Source organism: Aeromonas media (genome assembly GCF_000819985.1).
Classification (GTDB): Bacteria; Pseudomonadota; Gammaproteobacteria; order Enterobacterales; family Aeromonadaceae; genus Aeromonas; species Aeromonas media.
In genome coordinates, this window is record NZ_CDBZ01000041.1 from 1 (window position 1) to 13,795 (window position 13,795).

Sequence of the window (13,795 nt, forward strand, 5' to 3'; positions counted from 1 at the left end):
CTTAACTGATCAGCATTGCGACCTTATGGTCGGGCTTTTTGCATCTGGGGTTATCACATTCCCTGATGCCCAGCGAGGGGCGGCTAGGCTCGGGCCTTGGTTCGACAAGGGGGCAGGATAGCCCGCTTGGAAAGTCGCAGGCTATCCGCAGAGTGAGCGCCAGGGATGGCGCGAGTCAATCCGGGCCCACCGCCACATTCTAAGCCCGACCTGATGGTCGGGCTTTTTTGTTATTGGGGCCGTCATCTCCTCGGCTTCAGCGCAGGGTGGCTGTGTCTCCTTGCCGGAGACGGCAATCCGTCCGTCTCAGGCCGACTTTTCCATTCCCTATCTGCATCAGAAGATCACCCCCACCAGCCTGTCGAGCAGTGTCTCGAAGGAGAAGAGGGTGAGGAGCAGGGGCAGGAAGGGCACCACAGTCGCGAGCACCAGTTGCAGGAACATGTCCCGACTGAATGGCATGGGCCTGACCTCCTTGATGACGGCATAGGCAGTACCTAGATCGGCGAGGGACTGGATATCCGAGGCGCCGAGCAGGGATTCCCCGTCTCTGTCCGCGGTGCGCAGCCAGCGGTGCTCGAAGCTGCGGCTGTACTCGGCGGCGAGGGCGCCGTATTCCCGCAGTCCCAGACGCTTGGCCGCCAGAATATGGGGAGCAAAGACTGTCAGAGGCGCCAGCACCAGCAGCAAGCCGAAGCCGGCGAGCAGAATGATCTCCGGTTTGTAGGCGGTGAGCACGGCGGCGTCATAGAAGATCCGGTTGGCGATAAAGCCGGCAAGCTGGGCCCCCAGAGCGGTCAGCAGCGGCGAGTAGGCGTAGGCCGAGCCACCGAGAAAGCCGAGGCCGCAGTTGCGATCGGGATGGGTCGGCATGAGGGAGAGGGGGATCCGGGAGACCTGCCAGAGGAAGCGGGTCCAGATCAGGAGCCGGTAGAGCCAGCGCAGGAGCAGAAACTGGATGATGGGGTTGCTCACCCAGAAAAACCAGAAACCGGGCAGGGTCAGGGTCGGGCTACCCCCTTCCATGGTGGCGTACCAGGTCGAGGACTCCAGGGCGAAGGTGTGGGTCCGGATGAAGTACCCCATAGAGAGGACCAGCAGGATAAGGCCGACCTCCGCGGGGATCGAATTTCGCCAGATCATGGCGCTGCGAATGGCGTCATGAAAGCGTGGCAAGGAGAGCTGCGAGATCAACCCCCGTTCGATGAACTGGCTGACGATCCCCCGGATGCGCTGGTGGACGACGAGTTCGGCGAACACCAGCAAGGAGACGCAGATGAGAAAGCGGACATGGGTCTCTACGTCCAGCAGAAAGGGCACCGCCACCCCTTGCAGCAGGCTGCCGTCCCACCCGCACAGCAACAACAGGGGCAGCCAGCAGATCCCGCTCAGGACGAGGATCCTTCGCCTGATGTGCGCCTCTATGTCACCAAGATGCGCCCGGCTCCAGAGCTGATAGAGGGGGCCCCCCAGGATCAGGGAGAAGTTGCTGGGATCGGACAGGGGAGGGCTGAGGGGATCGGGCGGGGTGACAGGCCTGTGATGCGACATGATGGGACCACCTTGCTGTGCGACAAATGTGCTATCCGACCGCCACCGGCTCCCCTTGCCACCAGGGTGGAAGGGGAGGCTGCTGCGTGCCGGGATTCGGGCTTGGTGTCATGAGGGCATCATGACGGATCCTCTGAACTCAGCCTCTTTGCTGGCTGAAAACCCCATATGAAAACAGGATTGGCAGAGGAAAATGACTGCCGTGACGGCGGGTTCCACCGCAATGCCCCTGAGCCAAGCCCCATGGCTATAGGTATAGCGTTTGCCCATGCTCATGGTGTGATAACCAGCCTATTTTGACATCCTTGTTTATTGCATTTTGTACAGGCATTGCAGATGGAGTGCACCATAGCGTCTGATGCACACAACGGGTGGTTGAATGTCCCGGAAAGGGTTATGTCTGATTGCGAAATGCAGGAAAACCTCCCTGTCGATCAGCATCGATGATTTCTGTCATTCAACCGGCGTCTTGACTCTGCCAATCACGATCTGTTGATTGATTCTCCTGCAGTCTGGTGGTCTGGAACAAGGGCGTGCTATTTATCCCAAGGTGAGATCATGGGGTTAAATGGTCGATTAACAGCATCAAATAGAAAATACTGTGACAACGCTTTCATTTTTCATAACGTATGTTCTGAATAGGGCGTAATTTATATTTATTTAAATCACGATGCGCCAGCAAATACTACTTTGTGGGTGTGACGGGTTGCGTATTGAGCTTAATAAGTACATGTTATATATAGCTTTTTATTTCGCAATGTCGATATCATGGGCAAGTAATGTGTTTCTGTTTGATAAAGATCAACATGGGGGGGAAGGGGTAGGAATAGCATTCCCGCCATTAAGCATTTGTCAAACAATGCTCACTGACGGGAATAAAAAGAATGGTCGAGGATACATTTTTATCGGCTCATGGAATTAATCGCCGTGACTTTATGAAATTGTGCGCCGGGATGGCCGCAACCCTGGGATTAAGCCAGAATGCCGTGGCCAAGATGGCCACGGCGCTCACCAGCCCGGAGCGGCCGCCTGTGATCTGGATTGGGGCGCAGGAGTGTACAGGTTGCACCGAGTCACTGCTGCGCGCCACCCACCCCACCATAGAAAACCTGATCCTCAATACCATTTCGCTGGAGTACCACGAGGTGCTTTCGGCGGCCTTTGGTCATCAGGCGGAAGAGAACAAGCACAACGCCATCAAGCGCTATAAAGGCAAGTATGTGCTGGTGGTGGATGGCTCCATTCCCCTCAAGGATGGCGGTGTCTACTGCATGGTGGCCGGTGAGCCCATCGTCGACCATATTCGCCGTGCCGCCGCCGATGCGGCTGCCGTCATCGCCATCGGCTCCTGCTCTGCCTGGGGGGGCGTGCCCGCCAGTGGTGGCAACCCGACCGGCGCCGTCAGTCTGGAGGAGGCCCTCGGCAATATCGGCACCCCCATCATCAATATCCCGGGTTGCCCGCCCAATCCCCACAACTTCCTCACCACGGTCGCCTACTACATAACCTACGGCAAACTGCCGGCGCTGGATGCCAAGAAGCGTCCGCTGTTTGCCTATGAGCGGCTGATCCACGAGAACTGCGAGCGTCGTCCGCACTTCGACGCAGGTCGTTTCGCCAAGGAGTTTGGCGACGAAGGGCACCGTCAGGGCTGGTGTCTCTACCATCTGGGCTGCAAGGGGCCGGAGACCTACGGCAACTGTTCGACCCTGGAGTTCTGCGACGTGGGCGGCGGCATCTGGCCAGTCGGCATAGGTCACCCCTGCTACGGCTGCAACGAGCAGGGGGTTGGTTTTAGCAAGGGGATCTTCCAGCTCGCCAAGGTAGAGAACCCGACCCCGCGGGTGGATAAACCCGATGTGAAGATCCAGGAGGGGGGCTATACCTCGCCCACAGCCACGGGTCTCATCGGTGGCGCCCTCGGGGTGCTGGTGGGGGTGAGTCTGATGACGGTGCGTGAACTCGGTCGCCAGCAGAAGCGCCACGAAGCCGGGCAGCACCCATCACGGGAGGAATGACCGTGAACAGACGCAATTTCCTCAAATTTGCCTCCGTCGGTGCACTGGCGGCAGGCACAGCCGTCCCCGGCACTGCACTGGCGGCAGCCAAGAACAAGCCGCCCATTCCCGGGTCGCTCGGCATGCTCTACGACTCCACCCTCTGCGTCGGCTGCCAGGCCTGTGTGGCGGAGTGTCAGCGCCTCAACGGCAACCCGGCCAATCCGGAGGGCGCTCAGACCTGGTCCACCAACGACAAGCTGACCCCCTACACCAACAACATCATTCAGGTGTGGAAGAGCGGCAGCGGCGAGCACAAGGATCAGCTGGTGGATGGCTATGCCTACATCAAGAAGCAGTGCATGCACTGCGTCGATCCCAACTGTGTCTCGGTCTGTCCGGTGCAGGCCCTTACCAAAGATCCCAAGACCGGCATCGTTCACTACGATCCGGACGTCTGCACCGGCTGCCGTTACTGCATGGTGGGCTGCCCGTTCGATGTGCCCAAATATGACTACGACAATCCGCTGGGGGCGATCCACAAGTGCGAGCTTTGCAACCAGAAGGGGCTTGAGCGGATCGATCAGGGCAAATTGCCCGGCTGTGTCGAGGTGTGCCCGACCGGCGCCGTGATTTTCGGCACCCGCGAGGAGCTGATGGCCGAAGCCAAGCGCCGCCTGCTGGCGGCTCCGGGTAGTGAATATGCCTACCCGCGCCAGACCTTCAGCGCCAACGACCCCTATCTGCATGAAGTGCCCAACTACCAGCCTTACGTCTATGGCGAGAAGGAGGGGGGCGGCACCCAGGTGCTGGTGCTGGCCGGAGTGCCCTACACCAAGCTCGACATGCCCGACTTGCCGGAGCTCTCCTCCGGTGCCCGCTCCGAGCATATCCAGCACACCCTCTACAAGGGGATGGTGCTGCCCATGGTGGTGCTGACCGGACTCTCGGTGCTCATTCGTCGCAATAGCAAGAAGAACGGTCACGATCACCATCACGATGATGGTCATGATCAGAGCAGCGCTCAGATTAAAGATCAGAGTTCAGCAAAGGGGGGCAAGGATCATGAGTAATCACAAGGCGCATCCGCTCGGCGGCAAGCTGGTCAGCTGGCCGGTGCTGGTGCTGGCCCCCTTTGCCGTGCTGTGCGGCATGTTGATCTTGAAACGCCTCTTCTTCGGGCTGGGTTCGGTCACTGACCTGAACGGGGGTTACCCTTGGGGGTTGTGGATCTCGTTCGATCTCTTGATCGGCACCGGTTTCGCCTGTGGCGGCTGGGCGCTGGCCTGGGCGGTCTATGTGTTCAACCGGGGCGAGTATCACCCGCTGGTGCGACCGGCGCTCTTGGCGAGCCTGTTCGGCTACTCGCTCGGTGGTCTCTCCATCACCATCGACGTGGGGCGTTACTGGAACCTGCCGTACTTCTACCTGCCAGGTCACTTCAACACCTCCTCGGTGCTGTTCGAGACGGCGGTCTGCATGACCATCTATATCGGGGTGATGGCGCTGGAGTTTGCGCCCGTGCTGCTGGAGAAGTTCGGCTGGAAGGCGTCACTCATTCGCCTCAACAAGATCATGTTCTTCGTGTTGGCGCTGGGAGCACTGCTGCCCACCATGCACCAATCCTCGATGGGCTCCTTGATGATCGTCGCGGGGGAGAAGATCCATCCGCTCTGGCAAAGCTACGAGCTGCTGCCGGTCTTTTCGCTTCTGACCGCCTTTATCATGGGCTTCTCCATCGTGGTATTTGAGGGCTCTCTGGTGCAGGCGGGACTGGCGGGGCGTGGCCCCAACGAGAAGTCGCTGTTCTACAAGCTGACTCAGGTGATCGACATCTTCCTGATCCTGTTTGTGGCGCTGCGCTTTGCCGAGATCGTCATCAATGACAAGTCGGAGTACCTCTCCGATCTCAATCGCTTCTCCATCATGTTCTGGAGCGAGATCGCGCTGATGATCTTCCCGCTGCTGGTGTTCCACTGGGACAAGAGCCGCCGCGATTCGCGCATGTTGTTCCTGGGGGCCCTCAGCATGCTGCTGGGCGCAGCCCTCTGGCGACTGGATTACTCCCTGCTCGCCTTCAACCCCGGCAATGGCTACCACTACTTCCCCTCCGCGGAGGAGGTACTGATCTCCCTGGGCTTCGTCGCCATCGAGGTGTGTGCCTATTTGCTGTTGATCCGGCTGCTGCCGGTACTGCCATCACTTGAACGTGTTCACCAAGATTATCAGGCCCGAGGGAAAGCCAACGTATGAGCCAACGTATCACCATAGACCCCATCACCCGCATCGAGGGTCACCTGCGTATCGACTGTGAAATCGAAGGCGGCGTCGTCACCAAGGCCTGGTCGTCCGGCACCATGTGGCGCGGGATGGAGGAGATCGTCAAGGGCAACGACCCGCGCGATGCCTGGATGATAGTGCAGCGCATCTGCGGGGTATGTACCTCCATTCACGCCATCGCCTCGGTGCGGGCGGTGGAGAACGCCATCGGCGCCAAGGTGCCGGTCAATGCCCAGTTCATCCGCAATCTCATCATCGCGGCCCACAACATCCACGATCACATCGTTCACTTCTATCAGCTCTCCGCGCTGGACTGGGTGGACATCACCGCCGCACTGCAGGCCAACCCGCAAAAAGCGGCCGACCTGCTCAAGGGGGTATCGACCTGGTCCCTCAACAGCGCCGACGAGCTGACCAAGGTGCAGGAGAAGATCCGTGCCCTGGTGGCTAGCGGCCAGCTCGGCATCTTTGCCAACGGCTATTGGGGTCACAAGGCGATGAAGCTGAGCCCGGAGGTGAACCTGATCGCCGTGGCCCACTACCTGCAGGCGCTGGAGTGCCAGCGCGATGCCAACCGCATCGTCGCCATCCTCGGTGGCAAGACCCCGCACATTCAGAACCTGGCGGTGGGCGGGGTGGCCAACCCCATCAATCTGGATGCACCGAGCGTGCTCAACCTCGAGCGGCTGCTCTATGTGAAGAGCTTTATCGACCGGCTCGGCGAGTTTATCGAGCAGGTCTACAAGGTGGATGCCGCCATCATCGCCGCCCACTATCCCGAGTGGCTGAACCTGGGGCAGGGGGCCAAGCACTACCTGAGCGTGCCTGAGCTGCCTACCGACGGTGACGGTGGCAGCTTCCTGATGCCCGGTGGCTACATCGAGAATGGCGATCTGGCCGGCTATCGTCCCATCGAGAGCCATCAGGATGCCTGGCTGATGGATGGCATCGCCGAGAGCAACAAGCACGCCTGGTACAAGGATGACGCCCCCCTCAAACCCTGGGAGGGCAAGACCGAGCCCAACTACACCGGCTGGCAGGATGACGGCAAGTACTCCTGGGTCAAATCTCCCACCTTCTACGGCAAGGTGGTGGAGGTGGGGCCGCTTGCCGACTTGCTGGTGAAGCTGGCCGCCAAGCACCCGGAGACGGTGGCGCACTTCGATCAGCTGAACGGCCTCTATAAAACGCTCACCGGTTCAGCCATCAAGACTGAACAGCTGCACTCCACCCTGGGCCGCATCATCGGCCGGGCGGTGCGCTGCTGCGTGCTGAAAGACACCTTGTCTCATCAGTGGAAGGCGCTGGTGGACAACATCGGCAAGGGAGATTTCAGCGCCTACATCAAGGCCGAGATCCCGGCGGACAAGGAGTTTCGCGGGGTGGGCTTTGAAGAGGCGCCGCGCGGCATGCTCTCCCACTGGGTAGTCATCAAGGGCGGCAAGATCGAGAACTATCAGGCGGTGGTGCCATCGACCTGGAACTCGGGCCCGCGCAACTTCAACGACGAGCCCGGTCCCTACGAGCAGGCGCTGGTGGGCACCCCGGTGGCGGATCCCGCCAAACCGCTGGAAGTGGTGCGCACCATCCACTCGTTCGACCCCTGCATGTCCTGCGCGGTGCACGTGGTGGATACCCAGAATGGCGAAACGACTCAGGTGAAGGTGCTGTGATGAACACCCTGATCCTGGGCGTGGGCAACCTGCTGTTGAGCGATGAGGCCGTCGGCGTGCGCATCGTCGAGGGGCTGGAGCGCGAATACCGTTTCGCCCCCGGCATCGAGCTGCTCGATGGCGGCACGGCGGGCATGGAGCTGCTCGAAGCGATGGCCAGTCGCGATCACATCATTCTGGTGGATGCGGTGCGCAGCGGTAACCCGCCGGGCACCGTCGTGACCCTGAAGGATGAGGAGGTTCCGACCCTGTTTGGCCGCAAGATCTCCCCGCACCAGCTGGGGCTGGCGGACGTGCTCTCGGCGCTGCATATGACGGGGGAATCCCCCAAGCGGCTCACCCTGATCGGGGTCGAACCCGAATCCCTGGAGCCCCGCATCGGCCTCACCCCGCTAGTGGCGGCTGCCATGGGGGAGGCGACGGATCGGATTTTGACCCTGCTGGCTGCCGTTGGTGCGCCCGCCATTGCGCTCTCTGAGCAGGAGAAAGCTGAACAAGCGCGGGAGGGCCTATGGCGCAGTCCCATTTAAGCGAGGTTGATGCCGTGCAGGAGTTTGCCGGTTTTACCAGCGATCCCGCACCTCTGCTGGTAGCCCAGTACGAGCGGATCGCTCGCGAAGAGATGCAGGCGTTGCCCTTCTATCACGCCACCATGCCCATAGTTGCAGAGTGTGTGTTGTTTGAAGGTCAGTGGCTCGGCTGCGTGCTCACCCCCTGGATGTTGAGCGTGGTGGTGCTGCCGGGGCCGGATCAACTCTGGCCGGTGCGCAGCAGCAGCGATCGGCTCGCCCTGCCGCTCCCCTGCGGCAACATGACCTTTATGGTGGGCGAACTGCCCGAGACGGGGCAGTTGCTGGCCTGCTCCCTGATGTCGCCGCTGGATCCGCACCTTGGTGCCGAGCAGGGGCGCTCACTGGTGAGCAGCACCCTCAAGATGCTGCACTCCTTGCCTGTGCAGCAGGGGGAGGGACGTGTCGATCTCGGCCGGCGACGGCTGTTTGGTGCGCGCGGGCGTTAGCCTGCCTGCGTTGGTAAAAAAAGATGGGGCCCTTATCGGCCCCTCATTCGCTTCTATCGGTGCCACCTTTTCTCGCGCTCTCGCACTCGGTGGCAACAGATGAAAAAGGAATGCTATGACCCTCCGAACGTATGATGCACGCGCCGCCGGGGCCTTGCTGGCCCTACTATTGGGCGCCAGCCCCTTGGCGCAGGCCGCCCTCGCCACTGAGACCACCCCAGTTACCCAGCCGGTGCCAGCCGAACTCAAGCTCGCCATCGGCGCTGAACCCACCGAAGGGTTCGACCCGCTGCTGGGCTGGAGCCACGGCAGCTACCTGCTGCTGCACAGCCCGCTGCTCAAGCAGAACGCGGATCTCGGTTGGCAGAATGTGCTGACCCAGGCGGTGGCCCCGAACAAGGATGGTAAGGGGTGGCTTATCACCCTCAAGCCCGGCCTGAAATTCTCCAACGGCGCGCCGCTCACCGCCGAGGATGTGGCCTTTACCTACAACAGCGCGGCCAAGGGCGGCGGCAAGATCGACATGGGTAACTTTGTCTCTGCCAAGGTGGTCTCGCCCACCGACGTTGCCATCAGCTTGAGCGTCCCCCAGAGTACCTTCGTCAACGTGCTGGGATCGCTCGGGATAGTGTCGAAGCAGGATTACGATCCCAAGCGCTATGCCCGCGAGCCAGTCGGCGCAGGCCCCTACCGGTTGGTGAGCTTTCTGCCCGGTCAGCAGCTGGTGGTGGAGGCGAACCCCTATTACGCCGGTGGCAACAATGACTTTAAACGGCTGGTGTTTGTCTTTATCGATGAAGAGAGCGCCTATGCCGCCGCCCAGAGCAGCCAGCTCGATGTGGTGCGCATCGCCCCGTCGCTGGCGCCTACCGTGCCGGATTCGCTGCGGCTCTGGGTGCGGCCGAGCGTGGAGAACCGCGGCATCGTCTTCCCGATTCCGCCTGCGGGCAGCAAGGATGCCAAGGGTTATCCCATCGGCAACGACGTGACCTCGGATGTGGCGGTGCGCCGCGCCATCAACTATGCCATCGACCGTAAGCTGCTAGCCGATCAGCTGCTGGAAGGGCATGCCATCCCCGCCTACAGCGCGGTAGAAGGCTTGCCCTGGCTGAACAAAGCCACCGCCTTCAAGGATGGGGATGCCGCTCATGCCAACGCCCTGCTCGACCAGGCGGGCTGGAAGAGGGGCAGTGACGGCATTCGCCACAAGGGCGACCTGAGAGCCGCCTTTACCCTCTGGTACACCAGTGGCGACAGCACCCGCCGGGATCTGGCGGAAGCGGTGCGGGCCATGCTCAATTCTATCGGCCTCGAGGTGAGCCTCAAGTCCGGCAGCTGGGAGCAGGTGGAGCGCGAGATGCACGCCAACCCGGTGCTGATGGGGTGGGGGAGTCTGGATCCCATGGAGCTTTATCACCACTACCAGAGCGGCTCCGGCGGCGTGGAGTTCTACAACCCTGGCTATTACAGCAATCCGGTGGTGGATGGCCACCTCAAGCAGGCGCTGGATGCTACCGACTGGCAGGCGGCCGTGCCGTTCTGGCAGCAGGTGGAGTGGGATGGCAAGACAGGTGCCGGGGTGCAAGGGGATGCCGCCTGGGCTTGGCTGCTCAATGTGCAGCACACCTATCTCGCCAACCGTTGCATCGACCTTGGCAAGGGGGCGCCGGAAATTCACGGTAGCTGGTCTTTGCTCAACAATCTGCAAGATTGGCGGTGGACGTGCCGTTAAGTTCGCCCTTGAGTCATTCCGGTTATCTGTTGCTAAAAGCCCTGCTGCGTCTGGCAGGGCTGCTCTGTCTGGTCTCTGTTGCCACCTTTGTGCTGCTGAGTTACTCCCCCATCGACCCCATCAAGGCCTATATCGGCAACGATCTGCTCCATGTACCGCCGGAGCAGTACGCCCGTATCGCCGCCCGCTGGGGGCTGGATCAGCCGCTCTGGCTGCGCTATTGGCACTGGTTTACCCAGGTGCTGCAGGGGGATCTCGGTTACTCCATGCTCTATAACGCACCAGTGGGTGAGGTAATAGGCCAGCGCTTTGCTGCCTCCTTCCTGCTGCTGGCGGGTGCCTGGCTGCTCTCCGGCTTTTTCGGCATTTTGCTGGGCCTCTGCGCCGGTCGCTATCTCAACCGCTGGCCCGATCGCCTGATTTGCCGCTTTGCCTACCTGCTCGCCTCCCTGCCCACCTTCTGGGTCGGCCTCTTGCTGCTGGCGCTGTTTGCGGTGCACTGGCCCTTGTTGCCGGTCTGCTGCGCCTGGACACCGGGACTGGCTGCCGATGAGGCTGACTGGGCATTGCGGTTACGTCATCTGCTGCTGCCGGTCACCACCCTGGCCCTGCTGGGGCTTGGCAATATCGCGCTGCACACCCGGGAGCGGGTGGCCGAGGTGCTGGCGAGCGATTTTATTCGCTACGCCCGCGCCCAGGGCGATGGCGGCTGGCCCATGCTGCGCTTTCACGTGCTGCGCCATGCCCTGACCCCGGCGCTCTGCCTGCAGTTTGCCTCGCTGGGTGAGCTGATTGGCGGATCCCTCTTGGCAGAGAAGGTCTTCTCCTATCCGGGGCTCGGCCAGGCAGCCGTGGATGCAGGGCTGCGGGGAGATATCCCCCTGCTGATGGGCATAGTGCTCTTCTGCACTCTGCTGGTCTTTATTGGCAACACGGTGGCCTGTCTGCTGCTGGCCCGCATCAATCGGGGCTGGGAGGGGGAGCATGCTGTTTAATCCGCTTCCCTCCATACTGCGGCTGATTTTTGCCCTGCTCGGATTGACACTGCTGGCCGCCTACGGCTGGAGCTTGTCGGCTCAGGATGTGCCGATGGATCTGCTGGCGCGCCAGCAGCCCCCCTCGTTGGTCCACTGGTTCGGCACCGATCAGATGGGGCGGGATCTCTGGTTGCGGGCTTTTCAGGGTACCCTCACCAGTCTGGAGCTGGGGATCAGCACGGCCCTCTGCAGTGGCCTGCTGGCCATGGTGGCGGCAAGCGTGTCGCTCATTCACCCCAGATGTGATGCGGCGGTGCGAATGGTGATCGACGCCATGCTGGCGCTCATTCTCTGCGCAGAAGCGCGGCGGATCGCCTGTAGCGACTATGTGGTGTTGGCCCGCTGTCAGGGGATGGGGGCGCTGCGTCGCTGGCGCATCCACCTGCTGCCGGGGCTGTTGCCCCAGTGGTTTATCGGCACCCTGCTGATGTTTCCCCACGCGGTGTTGCACAGTGCGGCCTTGAGCTTTCTCGGTTTTGGTCTGGCGGCTCACGAGGCATCGCTGGGTCTGCTGCTGGCCGATGCCCTGCGTTATCTGGCCGGTGGCGGCTGGTGGCTGGCCCTCTTCCCGGGGCTGATGTTGCTGCTGTTGGTGTTGCTCTTTGATCAGGCTACCCGCGCGTTGCAACAGCTGTTGTGGCACAGGAGTGAACCATGCTGAGTTTTGACCAGGTGACCATAGAGGCGGCCCATTACTCCTGGCTGGGGCGGCGCAGCTGGCAGCCATTGCTGACTGATATCAGCCTGCAACTGGCGCCGGGGGAGATAGTGGCGCTGGTGGGGGGGAGCGGCGAGGGCAAGAGCCTGCTGTTGCAAAGCGCTCTGACCCTGCTGCCGGACAATCTGCGCATGCGCGGCACCATCTCCCTCGATGGCGTGCCCCTGTGCGACGCCAGCCGGGCCGGATTGCGCGGCCATACCCTCTGCTATGTGCCGCAGGGAGTGAGTGCCCTCAATCCGTTGCTGACGGTGGAGCGCCAACTGGGCCGGGCGGCGCGCCTCTGCGGTCAGAGCGGTTCCCGCGAACGGCTCGGCCAGCAGCTGCTGCGTTACCAGCTGCCCGCTGCCACCCTGGACCGCTATCCGCGCCAGCTCTCCGGCGGCATGGCCAAGCGCATTCTGGCCTGCACCGCGGCCCTCGGTGGTGCCCGCTACATTCTGGCGGACGAGATCACCGCCTGGCTCGACGAGGGGCTGGCCTGCCAGCTGCTCAGCCAGTTGCGTGAATTGGCCAATCAGAGCAGCGGTATCCTCTGGGTGACCCACGATCTGGCGCTGGCGGCCCGCTTTGCCGATCGCATAGTCGCGCTGCATCAGGGCCAAGTGAGCGATACCTTGAGCAGCCACCATCTGCGCCAGGGGCAGGGGAGCGAGATGCTCCGTGCCCACTGGCAGGCGCTGCCGGAGTTCAATTCGCTCTTCTCTGCGCCGGAGGTTTCCTGATGTTTGTGTCTCTGAAACAGGCCATGTGCGGCGCGGCAGACATTCAGTGGCAGGCGCTGCCGGAGTTCAATTAGCTCTTTTCTGTGTCGGAGGTTTCCTGATGTTTGAAGTACGGGATCTCACCATCGCCCAGGGGGAACGCCCTCTCTGGCAGGGGTTGTCGCTGACGGTGAAGGCGGGCGAGCGGCTGGGGATGTCTGCCCCGAGCGGTTATGGCAAAACCACGCTGGGGCGGGTATTGGCGGGCTGGCAACCGGTTCGGGCAGGTGGGCAGATCCTGCTGGATGGGCAGCCGGTGCCTGAACAGGTGAAAGGCTACAATCCCATCCAGCTGGTGCCCCAGCACCCGGAACTCACCTTCAATCCCTATCGCACCACAGGGCAGGCGCTGTGGGATGTATGGCGCCCTGATGAGGCCATGCTTGCCCGCTTTATGGTCAAGCCTGCGTGGCTCAGTCGTAAACCCAGTCAGCTCTCCGGTGGAGAGCTGACCCGCATCGCGCTGCTGCGCGCCCTCGATCCTCGCACTCGTCTGCTGATTGCCGACGAGGTGACCGCCCAGCTGGATCCGCAAATTCAGCGCCAACTCTGGCGGGAGTTGATGATGGAGTGCGAGCAGCGCGGTCTCGCCATGGTGATTTTTAGCCATCAGCAGGCATTATTGCGCCAGATCTGCCATCGGGTGCTGCGCTTTGGTGAGGCGCCTCTTGCGACGGGCGTATTGGCCGAAAACGCGGCTTGAGGGTTGGCTTCCCCCTCATCCCCAGCCCTTCTCCCGCAAGGGGAGAAGGGGGCAGACGGTGCCATCTCGCCAGGCTCGGGGTTTGGGAAACAGGGGCTGGTTGTATGCTCGCAGGCTCTCTGGGGCGAATATTTCGAGCATATTTCCAGCATCCATGAATAGGTTCCCCTTTCCCTGTTGAGACAGGGAGCGGAATGCGGCATCCACGAACCTGTTCCCTCTCCCTGGGGAGAGGGCCAGGGTGAGGGGGGCGAGTATGAAACGCTGGCCATTTTGGACAGATAGCACGGCGGGTAAGATTCGCAGATAAAAGAGAGGGAGG

Annotated in this window: 12 protein-coding genes; 11 read left to right on the forward strand and 1 reads right to left on the reverse strand. The window is 61.7% G+C overall.

The genetic code is table 11. The features are described from left to right. Positions 1-336: 336 nt before the first annotated feature. Positions 337-1,551, reverse strand: a complete 1,215-nt coding sequence (locus BN1127_RS03295; protein WP_042648474.1) for a hypothetical protein — start codon at positions 1,549-1,551, stop codon at positions 337-339. A gap of 884 nt (positions 1,552-2,435) precedes the next feature. Between BN1127_RS03295 and hybO the strand changes: the two genes are divergently transcribed. From hybO to BN1127_RS03350, 11 genes are all read left to right on the forward strand, one after another. Further along, positions 2,436-3,569 (forward strand): hydrogenase 2 small subunit, encoded by a 1,134-nt coding sequence (gene hybO / locus BN1127_RS03300; RefSeq protein WP_042648475.1) that lies wholly within the window; start codon positions 2,436-2,438, stop codon positions 3,567-3,569. After that, positions 3,566-4,621, forward strand: a complete 1,056-nt coding sequence (gene hybA, locus BN1127_RS03305) for a hydrogenase 2 operon protein HybA (protein ID WP_214006084.1) — start codon at positions 3,566-3,568, stop codon at positions 4,619-4,621. Before hybO ends, hybA begins: the two co-directional genes overlap by 4 nt. Beyond that, positions 4,614-5,801 carry a Ni/Fe-hydrogenase cytochrome b subunit gene (hybB, locus tag BN1127_RS03310; protein ID WP_042648477.1) on the forward strand — a complete coding sequence of 396 codons (1,188 nt, stop codon included), beginning with the start codon at positions 4,614-4,616 and terminating at the stop codon, positions 5,799-5,801. Before hybA ends, hybB begins: the two co-directional genes overlap by 8 nt. Beyond that, positions 5,798-7,501 carry a hydrogenase 2 large subunit gene (gene hybC / locus BN1127_RS03315; RefSeq protein WP_042648478.1) on the forward strand — a complete coding sequence of 568 codons (1,704 nt, stop codon included), beginning with the start codon at positions 5,798-5,800 and terminating at the stop codon, positions 7,499-7,501. Before hybB ends, hybC begins: the two co-directional genes overlap by 4 nt. Further along, complete coding sequence (locus BN1127_RS03320) at positions 7,501-8,031, forward strand: HyaD/HybD family hydrogenase maturation endopeptidase (protein WP_042648479.1); 531 nt, start codon at positions 7,501-7,503, stop codon at positions 8,029-8,031. Before hybC ends, BN1127_RS03320 begins: the two co-directional genes overlap by 1 nt. Further along, complete coding sequence (hybE, locus tag BN1127_RS03325; protein ID WP_042648480.1) at positions 8,013-8,519, forward strand: hydrogenase-2 assembly chaperone; 507 nt, start codon at positions 8,013-8,015, stop codon at positions 8,517-8,519. The genes BN1127_RS03320 and hybE overlap by 19 nt, the downstream gene beginning before the upstream one ends. A gap of 115 nt (positions 8,520-8,634) precedes the next feature. Then, positions 8,635-10,251, forward strand: a complete 1,617-nt coding sequence (locus BN1127_RS03330) for an ABC transporter substrate-binding protein (RefSeq protein ID WP_042648481.1) — start codon at positions 8,635-8,637, stop codon at positions 10,249-10,251. Then, positions 10,236-11,246, forward strand: coding sequence for an ABC transporter permease (locus tag BN1127_RS03335; RefSeq protein WP_042648482.1), 1,011 nt, complete (start codon positions 10,236-10,238; stop codon positions 11,244-11,246). The genes BN1127_RS03330 and BN1127_RS03335 overlap by 16 nt, the downstream gene beginning before the upstream one ends. Further along, on the forward strand, positions 11,236-11,949 hold the full coding sequence (locus tag BN1127_RS03340; RefSeq protein ID WP_042648483.1) for an ABC transporter permease: 714 nt from the start codon (positions 11,236-11,238) through the stop codon (positions 11,947-11,949). The genes BN1127_RS03335 and BN1127_RS03340 overlap by 11 nt, the downstream gene beginning before the upstream one ends. After that, positions 11,943-12,731 (forward strand): ATP-binding cassette domain-containing protein, encoded by a 789-nt coding sequence (locus tag BN1127_RS03345; RefSeq protein WP_042648484.1) that lies wholly within the window; start codon positions 11,943-11,945, stop codon positions 12,729-12,731. Before BN1127_RS03340 ends, BN1127_RS03345 begins: the two co-directional genes overlap by 7 nt. 100 nt (positions 12,732-12,831) lie before the next feature. Then, complete coding sequence (locus BN1127_RS03350; protein WP_042648485.1) at positions 12,832-13,473, forward strand: ATP-binding cassette domain-containing protein; 642 nt, start codon at positions 12,832-12,834, stop codon at positions 13,471-13,473. The last annotated feature ends 322 nt before the right edge of the window (positions 13,474-13,795 follow it).

What these genes read in the sequence shown, in the direction of transcription:
- BN1127_RS03295 (WP_042648474.1), bottom strand. Translation starts at nt 1,551, where the DNA reads ATGTCGCATCACAGGCCTGTCACCCCGCCCGATCCCCTCAGCCCTCCC.
- hybO (WP_042648475.1), top strand. Translation starts at nt 2,436, where the DNA reads ATGGTCGAGGATACATTTTTATCGGCTCATGGAATTAATCGCCGTGAC.
- hybA (WP_214006084.1), top strand. Translation starts at nt 3,566, where the DNA reads ATGACCGTGAACAGACGCAATTTCCTCAAATTTGCCTCCGTCGGTGCA.
- hybB (WP_042648477.1), top strand. Translation starts at nt 4,614, where the DNA reads ATGAGTAATCACAAGGCGCATCCGCTCGGCGGCAAGCTGGTCAGCTGG.
- hybC (WP_042648478.1), top strand. Translation starts at nt 5,798, where the DNA reads ATGAGCCAACGTATCACCATAGACCCCATCACCCGCATCGAGGGTCAC.
- BN1127_RS03320 (WP_042648479.1), top strand. Translation starts at nt 7,501, where the DNA reads ATGAACACCCTGATCCTGGGCGTGGGCAACCTGCTGTTGAGCGATGAG.
- hybE (WP_042648480.1), top strand. Translation starts at nt 8,013, where the DNA reads ATGGCGCAGTCCCATTTAAGCGAGGTTGATGCCGTGCAGGAGTTTGCC.
- BN1127_RS03330 (WP_042648481.1), top strand. Translation starts at nt 8,635, where the DNA reads ATGACCCTCCGAACGTATGATGCACGCGCCGCCGGGGCCTTGCTGGCC.
- BN1127_RS03340 (WP_042648483.1), top strand. Translation starts at nt 11,236, where the DNA reads ATGCTGTTTAATCCGCTTCCCTCCATACTGCGGCTGATTTTTGCCCTG.
- BN1127_RS03345 (WP_042648484.1), top strand. Translation starts at nt 11,943, where the DNA reads ATGCTGAGTTTTGACCAGGTGACCATAGAGGCGGCCCATTACTCCTGG.
- BN1127_RS03350 (WP_042648485.1), top strand. Translation starts at nt 12,832, where the DNA reads ATGTTTGAAGTACGGGATCTCACCATCGCCCAGGGGGAACGCCCTCTC.